We start from the raw sequence: 15,245 nt of genomic DNA, 5'->3' as shown, positions 1-15,245 counted from the left end.
TCACCCCGCTGCGTCGGCCCACTCCGACCAGTCTTCGGCAGGCGCCCTGTGCTCTACAGGAGTAAAGGCGAGTTCTCCGGGTGTGAGTGGGCTCTTCTCATACACAAGTGCATCATGCTGCGCAGCGACCATGTTGAGGTGCCGACGCAGCGCCTCGCGGATCAATTCGGATTTCGGAATCCCCAGAGAAACCGACATCTCTCTCACTTTCTCTGCCACTTCAGGCTCCACCCGAAAACTCAGCGTCGTCATGCAAAGAACCTATCTTGAGTGGCCATCAAGGCCCGGACAACACGCGGCCCAACCAGGCTCGGAGAATTTCCTCTGCGGAAATGTGTATTGTGATGTAGTTCAATGTAGTGCTAACTTCAATACATGAGAGAACAGGTGAGGTGAGCTGTGCCCCGTCCTACTTCTTTTCGCCTTGAAGATGAGCTATTGGAACGCCTCGAAGCCGAGGGCCGGGCTGCATCCATGTCAACAACGTCTCTGGTTAGCTCGCTGCTTGACGAGGGGCTGAAGACCCGAGAGTTCCCTGGCGTTGTTTACCGCCCCGGTCCTACAGGACGACGGGCGGGGTTGGTTGGCGGACCAGACGTGTGGGAAGTCATCCGCGACCTGCGGGGTTGGTCGGGCCGAGGCATGGAGCGCATCGAGGGCATTGCCGAGGAACTCGACTTGTCGGTGAGCATGGTCGGTTTGGCAGCAGATTTCTATAGCGCCTTCCCCGAGGAGATCGACACTCGCATCGAAGCGAATGAACAGGCCGCTGAGCAGATCCGGAGCCGGATAGAGCAACGCGAGAATTTGCTGTCGTCTTGAGGTGGCTGATCGACGAAATGCTGCCGCCATCGACTGCGGAGGAGCTGAACGCACTGGGTCATGACGCCATCAGCGTCGCTACTGCCGGGCTCGCCGGAACAGATGATGAGTCGGTCTATGCCGAAGCCCTCAAACAAAGCCGAGTAGTGGTGACCGAGAACTTCTCAGACTTCGCAGCGATTGCCGCCCAACGACTCGCCAACGACGACCCCTGTGTTCCCGTGGTATTGGTCCGCAAATCTGACCACCCACGCAGTGGCGCACTCCCCCACCACCTCGCGAGACACCTACACCAGTGGGCCAGCGAAAACCCCAACCCCTACCCCGGGCCCCACTGGCCCTAAAGACTCCTTCTACCCCTCTGACGGGACCTGGTAGCGCTCGACGTAGTGGGCGAACTGCTCGCGGACTTCGTCAACTTCCAGGCCGAATTGGTCGAGGGTGTAGCGGTGTCGGCCGAAGCGGTCTTGGGGGTTTTCGTCCATCCAGGCGGACATTCTGCGTCGGCCCAAGTCATCTAGCTCCATGTTGAAGTGGCGGTAGATGCGCTCCACTGAGCCCACCGGGTCGTCCATGAGCTCGGCGTACTGGAGGTCGAACACGGTGTCGTTCGGCCCCTGCCGGTCTCGGAACTCGGTGCCTACCTTGACGCCGTGGAGGCACTTGTCCCGCCAGGTTCGCCCTACCCGGGCGAAGTCCACCTGATCGGTGTTGGTGGCGTGGAGGGTGCTGTTGAGGCTGGCCACCGACCCCACCACTTTGAGCGGGTCGCGGTGGGTCCACACCACCCGGGCATCGGGGTACACGGCATACACCGCGGCCATGTGCCACATGTGGCCCGGCGTCTTCAGCGCCCACCGCTGGGTTGGGATGGCGGATTGCAGCACCTGCAAGCACAGACGGTGGAACTCATAGGCCGGCACCATGTCGCAGGTCTCGAAGAATGTGCCGTAGGAGTCGAACGTGCCCTGGGTCTCAAAGTGGATCGACTTGAACTCCCCGCCCAGCAGCGTCACGCACTCGGTGGGCAGCGTGGCCGCCATGGGGTGCATGGCCTGCACGCTGGGCGCCAGCTTGGACAGTTGGCCCGAGTCCTTCACCGATTCGGCGATGCGGGGGTCCTCTTTGTGGCTCGAAAGCGTGGGCGGCGGGGCCACCGCGGCCGATTCCCATCCCAGCAGCGATCGGTTCTGAGGGTCGAGATCCAGCAGGTTGCTGAGCAGGGTGGTGCCGGTGCGGGGCAGACCGCTCACGATGATCGGCGCGGTGACCTGCTCGCGGGCCACATCGGGATGGCTATTGGCCCAATCCACTACCCGCAGCCGCATCTGGAGCGTGGTGTCGAGCAATCCCCCCATGATCATCCGCCCCAGCTGGCTCAAATTCCCCTCGTCGTTGACCGAGTCCACCAGGATCTCGAACCCCTCCTGCCATCCGTCAGGGCCGAAGTCGTCCAGCTTGGCCGACTCCTGGGCCTTGTTCACCAACGCATCGGCATTCAACCGCCCATGTGAGGGCCGAATCCGGCGAATGGTGCGGCCATAGCCGTTCAACGCCCGCACCACCAGCGGTAGCGACCGCCTGTCGGTAGCCCTGACGTCCCGCTTGGCTTCGCTCATGGTGGCGTAGGTTAACCCCCCAATGCCGGAAAACCCTCCGCCATCGAGCGACTATCCCCCCGAGCACCACATTCTGCGCGACCTCAAGATGGTGAACGAGCGGCCCGAGCGGGGTTGGGCGATCAGCCGGGTCCCGCTCTGCCCGGCCGTGCTGACCCCATCGGGCATCGCCCGCCTCGGCGTCATCGGCGTCACGGCCGACGCGGCAGGAGCGCTGACCGCCCTGATCGAGGCGCTGCCCGATCGAATCGCCACCCAGGACTTGTCGTACACCGCATCTGGCTTTGCCCGCCAAGGTCCTCTCATCGCCTCATGTCGACTGGTGCGGGCCGGGCAGCGCCTGATCACTGTGGCCGCCACCGTGGCCGACGGCTGCGGCAGCGACGATCCCGATCAGGCCCAGCCCGTCGGCCAGGCGATTCTCTCCTTCTCGCTGATCCCCAACCGGCCGGGGTACGACGACCTGACTCCACTGCAGGACCCGGCCATGGAGCGGCGCGAATTGGGGCTAGCCGCGTCGGGATTCGGGGACGCGTCGCTGTGGGATGCCATCGGGCTCGACGTGGTGGACGCCGCCGCGGGGGTTGTGCAGGTTCCCAAGACCGACTATGTGCGCAACAGCTTCGGCACCATCACCGGGGGCGTGATGATCTTGGCCGCGGAAGCCGCCGGCGAGCTTGCCGCCCAGGAGGCGCTGGGCGCCCCGGTGGCCGCCATGAGCCTCAACTACCGCTTCTTGGACCAGACCCGGATCGGCCCGGCTCAGACCCAGACCACGCTGATACGCAACGATGATCAAAGGGCGGTGGCCATCGTGAGGCTGGTCGACACCCAGCGCGACCGCCACCTGGCCGGCTACGCGGTGATCCAGTTCGCAGTGCTGTAGCAGCTCAGGCGGTGCCGGCGGCGAGGGCGTCGCCGATGCGCAGGAGCTGGGCAGTAGCCCCGCCCAGCGACAGCTCCAGGTGTTTGGCCCACACGTAGTAGCGCCACAGCGGGTAGTCGCGGTCCACGCCCATCCCGCCGTGGAGGTGCTGGGCGGCGTTGGCCACCCGCTGGCCGCCATCGGCGGCCCAGTATTTGGCCACCGCCACCTCGGTCGATGCCTCCAACCCCTGGTCCAGTCGCCAGCACGCTTGCAGGGCGGTGAGCCGGATGGCCTCGGTGTCGATGTAGGCGTCGCCCACCCGCTGGCCGACGGCCTGGAAGGTGGCGATGGGCCGACCGAACTGCTCCCGCTCGCTGGTGTAGGCAGCGGTGATCGCCAGCGCCTCGCTCACCACCCCCACGGCCACTGCGCTCAGCGCCGCGGTACACCGCTGCACCAGCCATTCCACCGCTTCAACCCCGGTACCCAGCCGATCAGCCGGAGCATCAACCAGCACCACCTTCCCCTCGACCAGCCCCGAGGTGGTCTCCTGGGGCACAACCTCAACCGAAGGGGCGGCATTGCGCACTAAGAAGAGCCCGACGCCGTGGTCCGTCGATGCGGGAACCAGAAAGCAGTCGGCCTGATCGGCGAACGGGACCATCTCCTTGGTGCCGCTCACCGTCCAGCCATCGCCCGCTGCGGACGCCGTCGCCGAGGGTTCGCCGGGATCGCGGCCCGGCTCCACCAGCGCGGGCGACACCAGCGCCGATCCTTCGGCCATCTCATCCAACAGGTCTTCGTCGGGATCGAACTCGGCCACCGCCATGGCCGCTACTGGGGCCAGAAAGGGGACCCGGGCCGTGGTCCGGCCGACCTCCTCCAACATCAGGCAGGTGGCCAGGAAACCTAAGCCTCCCCCGCCGCACTCCTCCGGCAGGGAGACACCCACCAGCCCGGCATCACTCAGCTCCCCCCATACATCTTCATCGTGGGTTGTGCCGTCGGCCTCCAGGTGCTTGTGCCGCTCCGGGGTCGACAAGTCGCCCAATATCTGGCGGCTCAGATCGGCAACCGCTTGCTCCTGCTCGGACAAGGAGAAATCCACCGGCTCAGTGTGGCACCCCTCTGACCGGGGGGCGTATTTGAGCAACAATGGCTGCTCTGCTTCGTAAACCCATGATGAGGATCGCGATCTGGCTGCTAGCCGCTGTCGCCTTGTTCGCGGCCTGCGGCTCCGACGCGCCTCCTCCCGCGGCAACCTCGGTGGCCACCGCGCCGGCGGAAGCACCGGCCTCCCCCTCTCCTACCGCCATCCTCGCCACCGCCGTACCGACCACCGTCCCTCCAACCTCGGTGCCCGCAACCCCCGCCCCCACATCCCCGCGACCCACGGCTGTTGCCACACCCGCCCCAACTCCGGTACCCACAGCGCCTCCCACCGCTCCCCCCAGCCCTCGACCAACCCCAAACCCGTCAACCCCGACACCGACGGCCGCCCCAGAACCCCCGTCGCCCGCCTGGTCGGGATCGCTGAGCTACCAGGTGGTGGCCACCCACCCCCATGACACCTCGTCGTTCACCCAGGGATTCCTGTGGTTCGACGGCCAGCTCTACGAAAGCACCGGACTTCGAGGGCAATCCGTATTGCGAATCATCGACCTGCCCTCCGGCCGCGTGCTCCAAGAAATATCGGCCGACCCCCAGCACTTCGGGGAAGGCCTGGCCCTGGTCGACGACCAGCTCATTTGGCTCACCTGGCAAGCGGGCACCGCCGGGGTGTACCAGCGGGACACCCTGGAGCAAGCCGGCAGCTTCTCCTACTCCGGCGAGGGCTGGGGGCTGTGCCACGACGGCACCCGGCTGGTGATGAGCGACGGGTCGAACACGCTCACCTTCCGCCACCCCTCCACATTCGAGGCGATGGGCTCAGTTGCGGTCACCCTTGCCGACGGCAGTCCGGTGAACCAGCTCAACGAACTGGAGTGCATCGGCGACGACGTGTGGGCCAACGTCTGGCTCACCGACCGTATCGTGGTCATCGATCCGGACACCGGCACGATTGTCGCCGAGGCCGATATGGCCGGGATCATCAGCCCCCACCCAGCGCTCTCCGACGGCAACAACGTTCTCAACGGCATCGCCTACCGGCCCGACACCGGAACTTTCCTCATCACCGGCAAGCGCTGGCCCACCATATTCGAGGTCCGTTTTGAGTGATGTCCCGCTGGTCGCCGGAGTGGACGGGGCCAAGGGCGGCTGGGTCATGGCAGCAACCGGCGCCGACCCGGGCTCACCAGTGGAGTTCTCGTTGCGGCCGTCGTTCGCCGACGTGTGGGCTGAGGCCCGGAGTCAAGGAATGCTGGCCATTGCAGTGGACATGCCCATCGGGCTTCCCGGTCAGGACAAGCGCCGCTCCGACATCGAGGCCCGGGAAATCCTCGGCCCCCGCCGCTCCTCGCTGTTCTGGACCCCGCCGCTGGGCGTGCTCGACGCCGCCGACCACGCCGAGGCCAATCGGCTGTCGAGAGAGGACACCGGCCGGGGCCTGTCGATCCAGGCGTTTCACCTGCTCCCCAAAGTGCGGGAGGTGCGGGCCGTGCTGACTCCCGACGACCTCTCCCCGCAGTCCCGGCCCCAAGCCGCCGAAGTCCACCCCGAGACCAGCTTCGCGGTGCTGGCCGGCCAGCCCATGTCGGCATCCAAGCGCCAGCCGGCAGGCCAGGCTGAACGCCAAACTGCCCTGGCCCCGGAATTCGACAATCTCGACACGGCACCACCACCCCTGTCGGGAGCCACCCTCGATGACCTGCTCGACGCCACCGCCGCGGCCTGGACCGCTCGGCGCATGGCCACCGGCACCGCAATCACATTGGGCCAGGGCGAAGTCGACGAAACCGGCTACCCGATGGCCATCTGGGCCTGACTTCCGATCAAGGCCAGCTACGACAGCTCCGTATAGCCGGGGGTGTCCAGGTGGGGGGTCTTGAGATACACCTTGGCTTCGGGCGACCCCTGGAAGCGGCCGTGGCTCCAGCGCACCTCCACATGGCCGTCCACGTGCACCGGGGTGTCGGTGGCCTTGACAATCAGGTCGCCCCGCCAGCGCACCACCGGCTGCACCCGGGCCTCGGGCCACACGTCGAACGACTTGAACGCGAACCGCTGGCGAAAATCCCACGGGGTGTCCACCCGATAGCGCACCGGACGGCGGCGGTGGTCGGTGCCCAACACGAAATAGGGCGCGGGCTGAAGCCGCAGCAGGCGCCACAGCGCCTCCTCCCGACGGGTGGCCCGATGGCCCAGCGCCTTGAGCCACCGCTCGGCGGAAGCCTGCGACACCGCCACCGAGAACCAATGGGCCGCCTCGGTCAGCGATTCGGGCCAGCGGCGGGCGAAGGGCTGCTTGAGCCGCTTGTGCTGGTCGGCGTCCAGGTCGGTGACCGACGGCGGCAGGTCGTCGAACCCCTCCTCGTGGTTGGCCAGGTACTGGCGGGCGGCCTGGTAGAGAGCCTGGTACTCGGCCAGGGCCACCTCGGCATACCAGTCCCCCGCCCCGGTTCGCCTCACCGCCAGCAGCCGCTCGAACAGGTGCCCGGGCGCCACGTTGTGCAGCAGGCTCGACCCGTACTTGCAGCTCACCAGATACACGTGGTCGATGCGCAGATCAGCCGGGGTCTGCTCATAGGAGGGGGCCTGATGGGGACCCTTCCACTCCACCCGCTTCGGCTGCCGCCCCCGCAGGCCGTCTTCGGCGTCGGCGAAGGCCACACCGTTGGCCCAAGCCTCCTCAAACTGCAACTCGTATTTGCCGTCGGCCCGAGCGGCGATCAGCTTGTCGTAGTGCCGGTCCTCCACCCCCACCACCGCATCGGGGCGAGTGGCCAGCGCCTCGTCCACCGACGACAATCCCAGCATCCCCAGCCCGGTGACGATCTCGGTTATCTCGGTGCGAAGCGAAGCCATCCCCGCCCATCTTGGTCGCTGGGCTGTTGCTGTGCATGGAGCTTGGCGGGAAAGAAGGAGATTGCACCCAAGATGCGAAACCGCGCCCGATGATGGCATCCTAAGGGGGTTCCCCTGAGCCCCTCGGAGCACAATGACGTTCAAAAAAGGTGACAAGGTCGTCTACCCCCACCACGGAGCAGCCACCGTGGTCAAGCGGGAGATGAAAGAGGCATTCGGAGAAAAGACCGAATACCTGGTGCTTCGCATGGCCCACGGCGAGATGGTGCTGTCGGTTCCAGTGGCCAAGGCCGAGGAGGTGGGCATGCGGTGGCCCATCTCCACCGAGGACGTGGAAGACCTGTTCGAGGTGCTCCGCAAGCGCGACGTGCGCGAGCCGGCCAACTGGAGCCGCCGGTTCAAGAACCACCAGGAGAAGCTCAAGTCGGGCGACGTCTACCAGGTGGCCGAGGTGGTGCGGAACCTGGCCCTGCGGGACCAGAACAAAGGCCTGTCCGCTGGTGAGAAGAGCCTGTTCACCAAGGCCCGCAACGTGCTGGTTTCGGAACTGAGCTTCTCGCTGAACGTGTCTGAGGACGAGGCCCTCGACCGGGTGGAGCAAGCCCTGTCCTGATCCCGCTGGGCGGGAAAACCAGTTGCTCTCCGGCACCAGGGCGACGAGTACGCTTACCCCCAACACGGGCTGTGGCGCAGTTTGGTCAGCGCACCTGCTTTGGGAGCAGGGGGTCGCCGGTTCAAATCCGGCCAGCCCGACCCCTCCGACACGAAAGCCGGAGAAACCCGACCACTTAGAATGGCGGCCATGTCCGGCGCTCCTGGGTTCTTCGACGAGGCTGTCGACGAGCACGGGCGCACCCGGGACCACTATCGGCCGGTGCAGGAATGGTTCGACCGGCTGACGCCGGAACAGGTGAAGGCCCTCGAAAACCAGCGCAACGAGTCTTTCCGCCGCCAGGGGATCACCTTCACGGTGTACGGCGGCGATGAGGGCACCGAGCGCACCTGGCCCATGGACCTGTTCCCCCGGGTGATCGACGCCGAGGAGTGGGCCATGCTGGAGCGGGGCCTGATCCAGCGGGTCACCGCCCTCAACCGCTTCCTCGACGACATCTACGCCGGCGAGCAGGCCATCATCAACGACGGAATCGTCCCCCGCCGGCTGATCACCTCATGCACCGGCTTTGAGCGGGAGGCAATGAACGTGTCGGTCCCGCTGGGGGCGCGCTGCCTGGTGGCCGGAATCGACTTGGTGCGCGACGCCGACGGCGCCTACCGGGTGCTGGAAGACAACCTGCGCAACCCCAGCGGCATCTCTTATGTGATCGAGAACCGGGCCGCCATGACCAAGCTGTTGCCCGCCGCCTTCTCCGATCTGGCGGTTCGCTCGGTCGACCACTACGGGCGGTCGCTGCTGCGGGCCCTGCGGTCCATCGCCCCGCCGGCCTGTGGCGACGACCCCACCGTGGCGGTGCTCACCCCGGGCATCTTCAACTCGGCCTACTTCGAGCACGCCTTTTTGGCCCGCAGCATGGGCGTGGAGCTGGTGGAGGGGCGCGATCTGGTGGTGGACGACCACGTTGTGGCCATGCGCACCACTCGGGGCCTTGAGCGGGTGGACGTGATCTACCGCCGCATCGACGACGATTTCTTAGACCCGGTGGTGTTCAACCCCAGCTCCACCCTGGGGGTGCCCGGCCTGATGGCCGCCGCCCGAGCCGGCACGGTGTCGGTTGCCAACTCGGTGGGCAACGGAGTGGGCGACGACAAGGCGGTTTATGCCTACGTGCCCGACATGATCCGCTACTACCTGGGCGAGGAGGCGATCATCCCCAACGCCGACACCTACCTGCTGTGGGAGGAGGACCAGCGAAACGAGGTGCTCAAGCGCCTCGACCAACTGGTGGTCAAGCCAGTGGCTGAGTCGGGCGGCTACGGCATCGTGATCGGCCCCCGGGCCAGCGATGCCGAGCTGGCCGAGGCCCGAGACAAGATCCTGGCCGATCCCCGCAACTGGATCGCCCAAGAGGTGGTGAACCTGTCCCGACTGCCGGCATGGAGCGGCGACGGATTCGCCCCCCGCCACATCGACCTGCGCCCGTTTGTCCTGAGCGGCGAGCAGGTGGAGGTGATACCCGGCGGGCTCACCCGGGTGGCCCTGCGGGAGGGATCGCTGATCGTGAACAGCTCCCAAGGTGGCGGATCCAAAGACACCTGGGTGCTGGGCCAATCCGACCAGCTCGATCAAGCAGCCCAAAGCTGATGCTGGCCCGACACGCAAGCGAACCAGGACACCCAAGCTGATGCTGGCCCGTCACGCCGAGGACATGTTCTGGGCCGGCCGCTACCTGGAGCGGGCCGAGGACACCGCCCGGATGGTGCGGGCCACCCTGCTCAGCACCGTGGCCGAGAGCCCAGCTCAGGCCATCGATCGGATGCAGAACCTGATCCGCACGCTGCGGCTGGAAGTGCCCGCCCCCACCCAAGACGTGGAGACCATGGCCGAGAGCATGACGCCGTCGCCGCCCATGCTGCGCAGCGAGGCCGGGCTGGGCATCGACGTGCAAGCGGCGGCCACCCGCCTGGTGGCCTCACCGGCGTTGGCCGGGTCGGTGGCGTTTTGCATCGGCCGAACCAGGGAGAACTTCCGATCTCTGCGAGACCAGATCCCCTCAGAGCTGTGGGAGCAGATCAACGAGTTCCACCTGCGGCTCCGCCAAGGCGACTTCCCGGCGGCCATGGAACAAGACCCGTTCCAAACCCTCGACTTCATCCGGGTGAGCTGCCAGTCGCTCACTGGCGTCATCAGCTCGTCGATGGCCCAGGGCGAGGGCTACCGGTTCTTGGTGTTGGGCCAGATGCTGGAGCGGGCGCTGATGACCTGCCGATTGGTCAGCGTCCGCTACCCCGAGCTCGACGGATCGTCCTACGACGAGATGGCCCTCACCCTCCGGTCGGTGTCGGCCCTGGAGGCCTACCAGCGGGCCAGCCAGTCGTCTCCTGTGGGTTCTGACGTGGCCCGGTTCCTCATGGTCAACGACTCATTCCCCCGGTCGGTGCTCCATTGCCTGCGGGCCAGCGAGGCCCATGTGGAAGCGCTGGCCGCCAACGGCCGGCCCCCGCCTCTTCAGCGTTTGGCCCAGCTCCGCTCCGAACTGGAGTACGCCGACTTCGACACCATGGTGGGCGACCTGCCCCGTCATCTGTCTGCTCTGGAAGACGGAGTGCGGGATGCGGCCAAACTGGTGGGCAACCACTTCTTCCGCAACGCAGAATCCTTCGATCTCCACAGCCAGGCCATCATGCCGGGGGTGTCGTCGTGAGGCTGGACATCTGCTATCGCACCAGGTTCGCGTTCGACGCTCCGGTGCGGGAGTCCCAGAACGAGATGCGAGCCTGTCCGGTCTCCGATGAGCGCCAGCAGTTGCTGAACTATCGGGTGATCGTCGAGCCGTCGGCCAGGATGCTGTCGTTCACCGACTATTGGGGCACTCGGGTGGACCATTTCGGCGTCACCGACACCCATACCGTCCTCGAGGTCACCGCCGAGGCTTCGGTGGAGACCCAAGACCCGCCGCCGGTCACCACCGGCCCGCCGTTGGAGACGCTGAAGGTGCCGGGGTTCCGCGATCGACACGAGGAGTTCCTCAAGCGCAGCCACCACACAAGCTGGAACGAGGACATAGCCCAAGCAGCCCGCAGTCTTGCCGAGGCCAACGGGTCGAATGTGGCCAGCGCAGTGATGGAGGTGAGTCGGTACGTCGGCGACAAGCTCACCTATGAACCCGGCGCCACCGATATCGGCGAGCCCATTGCCGACATCGCGGCCAAGGGCGTCGGCGTCTGCCAGGACTACGCCCACTTGGCCGTGGCCCTGTGCCGAAGCATCGGCATCCCAGCCCGCTATGTGTCGGGCTACCTCTTCTCCAGCGACGACCGCACCGGCAGCATCGACGGCGACCTCGTCCGAGTGCAGACCCATGCCTGGTTCGAGGCGGCCGTTCCCGGTTTGGGCTGGCTGCCGCTCGATCCCACCAACCAGCTGGCGGTGGGCCGCCAGCACGTGAAGATCGGCCACGGCCGCGACTACGACGATGTGCCCCCGCTGCGGGGCGTCTACTCCGGTCCGGGCTCTCCCACCGTGGAGGCGTCAGTGGAGATCCGCCGGATGGATCCGGCCCGCCCGCCGGCGGCGCCAATGCAGCCCTCGCTCCAGCGGCAAGTGCAAGCACCTCGCACCCGCCAGCAACAGCAGCAGCAACAACAGCAGTGAGAACCGGGTTGGGCTAGATGCGGGCCTCGCGTACGTCGAGGCGCCGGAGCATCTCGTCGCCCACGAAGTTCAGCGCCATAAGCGTGACGAACATCACCCCGCCGGTGATCAACGCGATGTGGGGGGCATCCTCCAGCCTGCCCTTGCCGGCCGACAAGATGTTGCCCCAGGTGATGCTGGGCGAGCCCACGCTCACCCCGATGAACGAAAGGCTGCCCTCGGCGATGATCACGATCCCCATAGCCAGAAAGGCGATGGAGGCCAAAGCCGGCACCACGTTGGGCAGCACTTCCCGGAACAGCAACCGGGGCCAGCGGGCCCCCATCATGTCGGCCACGGTCACGAACTCCCGGGCGGCAAACCGCAGCGCTTGGGCCCGGGCGATGCGGGCGATGGCCGGAATGGTCAAGATGGTCACGGCGATGGTGACGTTGAAGTAGCTCTGGCCCAGCATGGTCACGATGAACAGGGCGAACACCAGCGCGGGCAGGGCCAGCGCCACGTTGACCACGCTGCTGATTCCGAGGTCGATCCACTTGCCGAAGTATCCGGCCACCACTCCCAGCACTCCGCCCACCACGATCCCGATGCCCACCGCCGGGCCTGCGATGGACAGCGACAACCGACCGCCCCACACCGAGCGGGCGAACATGTCCCGGCCGAGCTGATCGGTGCCGAACCAATTCGACCACGATGGACCCTCTTCTGGCGGCCCGGACAATGGCTTGTGGGGGTCGTCCAGAAATCCCAGCCACGGGGCCAGCACGGCACTGGCAATCACCAGTACCAACCACCCCACCGACACCCACAGGGCAACGTTGTGCCGGCGGCGGCGAGGAGCCACGTCGGGCTGGGAACCCGTGATGGCGGTGGTGTGGGCGTCGGTCATTTTCGCCGTATCCGAGGATCGAGCACCGAGTAGAGAAGGTCGACCATCGTGGTCACGGTCACAAAGACCGCCGCGATCAACGCCACCAGGGTCTGCACTAGCAGGAACTCCCGGGCCGCCACCCAGCTCACCAGCAGCGAACCGACCCCGTCGAGGTCGAACAGGAACTCCACCACGATGGCCCCGTTAACCGCTTGGGCGGCCTGGATACCAAAGATGGTCAACAGCGTGAAGCTCGACGGGCGCAGCACGTGGCGGATGAGCACATGGCGCACCGGCAGGCCCTTGGCCCGAGCCGTCCCCACGAAATCCTCTTGCAGCGTGCCGATGACGTCAGTTCGCAGCAGTCTCAGATAGATGGGCAACAGCCCGGCGGCCAGCGTTATCGAGGGAAGGAACATCACCCTGAAATGGGCACCCAACCCCTCTGAGATCGGCTGGTAGCCGCTCAAGTCGAACCAGTCCAGCCTCACCGCGAATACAAGGATCAGCACCAGTCCGAGCACGAACACCGGAGTGGACAACAGCGCGAACGCCCCTCCACTGGCCACCTTGTCGCCCACGCTGTTCTGCTTGTATCCGGTCCACAAGCCAAGGGGTATGGCCGCGCCCAACGCCAGAACCTGGGAATAGGCCAACAAGAGCAGGGTGCGGGGGAGTGCGGTGTTGAGGGCCTCGCCGAAAGAGCGCCCGGTGAGGTACGACTTGCCGAAGTCGCCGGTGAGCACGTCGCCGCCCCACTTGGCCCATTGCACGATGACCGGCTCGTCCAGGTTGCGGTCCTGCTCGCACTCGGCAATCTGCTCCTCGGTAGCCGCCCCGCCGAAGGCAGCAATACACGGGTTGCCGGGAAGCAGGTTCAGCATCCAGTAGAACAGCAGCGTTACCGCCAGCACTACCAGGGCAAGCTGGGCCAGGCGCATCCCGAAGAACCGGAGCACTGGCCTCTCCCAATCCTTGGCCGGTTAGCGCCCTTCGAGGCCGAGGCCGGTCGCTACTGCTCGATCCAGGTCTCGGTCAAGAAGACCCTGCCGCTAAAGATTCTCTCGTGGCGAGCTCCGTCGGCAAGGGTGAGATTGTCGACCCCGTGTACGTGGTCGTAGGTGGCGAATAGCCAGTTGGAGTTGTAGAACCAGATGTAGTGGGCGCTCTCGCCGAAGGCCCGGTTGATGTCCTCGGCCAGCTCCCTTAGTCGATCGGGGTCTGTGGTGGTCAGAACCTCATCCAGTGCGGCGTCAATCGCCGGGTTGTTGATGCGGCCGAAGTTCAGTGCGATCCCCAGACCGAATTTGCTGTGCCACCATGTCCGCTCCGGAGCCACGCCAAAGCCCTCGTGTTGGCGCCACAGGAATGCCGAGAAGTTGCCGATCACCGCGTTGGTGATCAGCTCGGCCTGGTCCACCTGGGTGATGTTCACGTCGAGCCCGCAGTCACCCCACATCGAGGCAATCAACTCGGTGCTGAGGAGGTTGGCCGGGTCGTTGGTGGTGCCCAAGTCCACATTGGTTATGCCCAGGCTGGCAATGGCGGCACTGCCGGCGCCGGGGTCGTAGCCCGGGAACCCGGTGTCCTCCAGATAGCCGGGCGTGCCGGGCGAGAACGGGCCGTTGTCCGGAACCTGCCCATCCCAGCGAAGGGTGCTGTAGGTCTGGCGGTCGGTGCATTGGGCAATCGCCCGACGGAACTCCACGTTGTCAAACGGGGCTCGGGAGTTGTTCAACAGCAGGTAAGTGGTCTCGGCGTATCGATCCTCCTGCCAGTAGGTCTTGAACTCCTCGTTGTAGTCGTCGACTCTGAGCCCTTCATTCACACTGCTGGCATCGAGGTCGCCGGACCGAAGCGCGGCATACCGGGCATCGGTATCGGGAATGGGCCGAAACTCTAGAGCATCCAGGTAGGGAAGCTGGCGGCCCTCGGCGTCGGTGCGCCAGTAGTTGGGGTTCCGCACCATGCGGGTGGCATCGTTGGGAATCCACTCGTCCAGCATGAACGGACCGGTGCCGATGGGGTTGCGGGCCGCCTCCTCTTGGCCCAAGTCATGCATCGACGGCGCTCCGAAGTAGCCGAGATGGCTGGTCAGGAAGCTGGGGAGGGCGGCATACGGCCGTCCGAACACCATCCTTATGGACACATCGTCCAAGACCTCGATGTTCTGGATCTCCCAGTCGCCGACGATTATGCCGGTGAGGGTGCCCTTGGCCTGCTCCTCAAAATGCCGTTTGAGCGCGGCTGCGTCGGCCGGCGACCCGTCGTGGAACATAAGTCCTGGACGCAGGGTCAGCGTCCACTCGGTGAAGTCGTCGTTGGAGGTGAAGCTCTCCAGCAGGTTGGGGACTATCTGGCCGTCGTCACCCTCAATCGTCAGGGTGTCATACAGCGCACGGAACAGGATGTGGCCCGACACCGCGGCCTGGGCATTCACCGGGTTCAGGCCGTTGGTGGTTTCGGCCTCCAACCCCACAATCAGCGTGCCGCCGTACTGGGGCTCCATTGCAGCCTCGGGGGCTTCGGTGTCATCGGCTTCGGGGGCGGGTGCGGTGTCTTCCGTAGTGCCCGCGTCTTCCTCGCCGCCGTCGTCGGTGCTGGGCGCGGGGGCTTCGTCGCCATCGTCTCCGCTGGGAGCGGGAGCCTCGTCGCCGTCATCCCCTGAGGGCGCCTCGGGAGCCACGGTGGCCTCCGCGGCCACACCGCCCCCGGCGTCATCGTCGTCGTTCCCGCCTCCGCAAGCTGTGGCCACCAGCGTCAGTGCGCAAAACAGAGCCAGCCACCGCCACCGCGCTTGCTTCGAAACCCGCCAAAGTTCAGCCATGA

Annotated in this window: 16 protein-coding genes and 1 tRNA gene; 10 read left to right on the top strand and 7 right to left on the bottom strand. The window is 66.0% G+C overall.

Annotated features, from left to right (window positions below):
* Nucleotides 1–252 (bottom strand): ribbon-helix-helix protein, CopG family, encoded by a 252-nt coding sequence (locus ACOGXH_RS02995; protein WP_419927633.1) that lies wholly within the window; start codon nucleotides 250–252, stop codon nucleotides 1–3.
* Between the two features lie 222 nt (nucleotides 253–474).
* Between ACOGXH_RS02995 and ACOGXH_RS02990 the strand changes: the two genes are divergently transcribed.
* On the top strand, nucleotides 475–822 hold the full coding sequence (locus ACOGXH_RS02990; protein ID WP_419927632.1) for a hypothetical protein: 348 nt from the start codon (nucleotides 475–477) through the stop codon (nucleotides 820–822).
* Nucleotides 819–1,166 carry a DUF5615 family PIN-like protein gene (locus tag ACOGXH_RS02985; RefSeq protein WP_419927631.1) on the top strand — a complete coding sequence of 116 codons (348 nt, stop codon included), beginning with the start codon at nucleotides 819–821 and terminating at the stop codon, nucleotides 1,164–1,166. The genes ACOGXH_RS02990 and ACOGXH_RS02985 overlap by 4 nt, the downstream gene beginning before the upstream one ends.
* A gap of 9 nt (nucleotides 1,167–1,175) precedes the next feature.
* Here the strand turns inward: ACOGXH_RS02985 and ACOGXH_RS02980 are convergent, their stop codons facing one another.
* On the bottom strand, nucleotides 1,176–2,441 hold the full coding sequence (locus ACOGXH_RS02980; protein ID WP_419927630.1) for a sulfotransferase family protein: 1,266 nt from the start codon (nucleotides 2,439–2,441) through the stop codon (nucleotides 1,176–1,178).
* Between the two features lie 22 nt (nucleotides 2,442–2,463).
* Here ACOGXH_RS02980 and ACOGXH_RS02975 point away from each other — a divergent pair, with 22 nt between their 5' ends.
* Nucleotides 2,464–3,327, top strand: coding sequence for a PaaI family thioesterase (locus tag ACOGXH_RS02975; RefSeq protein WP_419927629.1), 864 nt, complete (start codon nucleotides 2,464–2,466; stop codon nucleotides 3,325–3,327).
* Nucleotides 3,328–3,331: 4 nt separating this feature from the next.
* Here ACOGXH_RS02975 and ACOGXH_RS02970 read toward each other — a convergent pair whose 3' ends face one another.
* The gene (locus tag ACOGXH_RS02970; RefSeq protein ID WP_419927628.1) at nucleotides 3,332–4,417 is read right to left on the bottom strand and encodes an acyl-CoA dehydrogenase family protein; all 1,086 of its coding nucleotides are present in this window, start codon (nucleotides 4,415–4,417) and stop codon (nucleotides 3,332–3,334) included.
* Nucleotides 4,418–4,491: 74 nt separating this feature from the next.
* Here ACOGXH_RS02970 and ACOGXH_RS02965 point away from each other — a divergent pair, with 74 nt between their 5' ends.
* The gene (locus ACOGXH_RS02965) at nucleotides 4,492–5,529 is read left to right on the top strand and encodes a glutaminyl-peptide cyclotransferase (protein WP_419927627.1); all 1,038 of its coding nucleotides are present in this window, start codon (nucleotides 4,492–4,494) and stop codon (nucleotides 5,527–5,529) included.
* Nucleotides 5,522–6,235, top strand: a complete 714-nt coding sequence (locus tag ACOGXH_RS02960; RefSeq protein ID WP_419927626.1) for a DUF429 domain-containing protein — start codon at nucleotides 5,522–5,524, stop codon at nucleotides 6,233–6,235. Before ACOGXH_RS02965 ends, ACOGXH_RS02960 begins: the two co-directional genes overlap by 8 nt.
* Nucleotides 6,236–6,252: 17 nt before the next feature.
* Here the strand turns inward: ACOGXH_RS02960 and ACOGXH_RS02955 are convergent, their stop codons facing one another.
* Nucleotides 6,253–7,275: a hypothetical protein gene (locus ACOGXH_RS02955; RefSeq protein WP_419927625.1), complete on the bottom strand. Its 1,023-nt coding sequence runs from the start codon at nucleotides 7,273–7,275 to the stop codon at nucleotides 6,253–6,255.
* Nucleotides 7,276–7,408: 133 nt separating this feature from the next.
* On the opposite strand from ACOGXH_RS02955, the gene ACOGXH_RS02950 reads away from it, so the two are divergent.
* The 5 genes from ACOGXH_RS02950 to ACOGXH_RS02930 all read left to right on the top strand — a co-directional run bounded on the left by ACOGXH_RS02950 (nucleotide 7,409) and on the right by ACOGXH_RS02930 (nucleotide 11,545).
* Nucleotides 7,409–7,888: a CarD family transcriptional regulator gene (locus ACOGXH_RS02950; RefSeq protein ID WP_419927624.1), complete on the top strand. Its 480-nt coding sequence runs from the start codon at nucleotides 7,409–7,411 to the stop codon at nucleotides 7,886–7,888.
* A gap of 65 nt (nucleotides 7,889–7,953) precedes the next feature.
* Nucleotides 7,954–8,028, top strand: a tRNA-Pro gene (locus ACOGXH_RS02945).
* 49 nt (nucleotides 8,029–8,077) lie between these two features.
* Nucleotides 8,078–9,535, top strand: a complete 1,458-nt coding sequence (locus ACOGXH_RS02940; RefSeq protein ID WP_419927623.1) for a circularly permuted type 2 ATP-grasp protein — start codon at nucleotides 8,078–8,080, stop codon at nucleotides 9,533–9,535.
* A 40-nt stretch (nucleotides 9,536–9,575) separates the two neighbouring features.
* Nucleotides 9,576–10,595 carry an alpha-E domain-containing protein gene (locus tag ACOGXH_RS02935; RefSeq protein ID WP_419927622.1) on the top strand — a complete coding sequence of 340 codons (1,020 nt, stop codon included), beginning with the start codon at nucleotides 9,576–9,578 and terminating at the stop codon, nucleotides 10,593–10,595.
* Nucleotides 10,592–11,545 (top strand): transglutaminase family protein, encoded by a 954-nt coding sequence (locus ACOGXH_RS02930; RefSeq protein WP_419927621.1) that lies wholly within the window; start codon nucleotides 10,592–10,594, stop codon nucleotides 11,543–11,545. The genes ACOGXH_RS02935 and ACOGXH_RS02930 overlap by 4 nt, the downstream gene beginning before the upstream one ends.
* A gap of 13 nt (nucleotides 11,546–11,558) precedes the next feature.
* On the opposite strand, the gene ACOGXH_RS02925 is transcribed toward ACOGXH_RS02930, so the two are convergent.
* The 3 genes from ACOGXH_RS02925 to ACOGXH_RS02915 are packed head-to-tail and all read right to left on the bottom strand — an operon-like array spanning nucleotide 11,559 to nucleotide 15,243.
* Nucleotides 11,559–12,434, bottom strand: coding sequence for an ABC transporter permease (locus ACOGXH_RS02925; RefSeq protein WP_419927620.1), 876 nt, complete (start codon nucleotides 12,432–12,434; stop codon nucleotides 11,559–11,561).
* Entirely contained in the window at nucleotides 12,431–13,375 is a 945-nt protein-coding gene (locus ACOGXH_RS02920) for an ABC transporter permease (RefSeq protein ID WP_419927619.1), read from the bottom strand. The genes ACOGXH_RS02925 and ACOGXH_RS02920 overlap by 4 nt, the downstream gene beginning before the upstream one ends.
* Nucleotides 13,376–13,428: 53 nt before the next feature.
* Nucleotides 13,429–15,243 (bottom strand): ABC transporter substrate-binding protein, encoded by a 1,815-nt coding sequence (locus tag ACOGXH_RS02915; protein ID WP_419927618.1) that lies wholly within the window; start codon nucleotides 15,241–15,243, stop codon nucleotides 13,429–13,431.
* Nucleotides 15,244–15,245 lie beyond the last annotated feature (2 nt).

The organism is Candidatus Poriferisocius sp. (assembly GCF_965208355.1).
GTDB lineage: Bacteria > Actinomycetota > Acidimicrobiia > Acidimicrobiales > Bin134 > Poriferisocius.
Note: the sequence above shows the minus strand (reverse complement) of the source record. Positions and strands in the feature narration are given on the sequence as shown.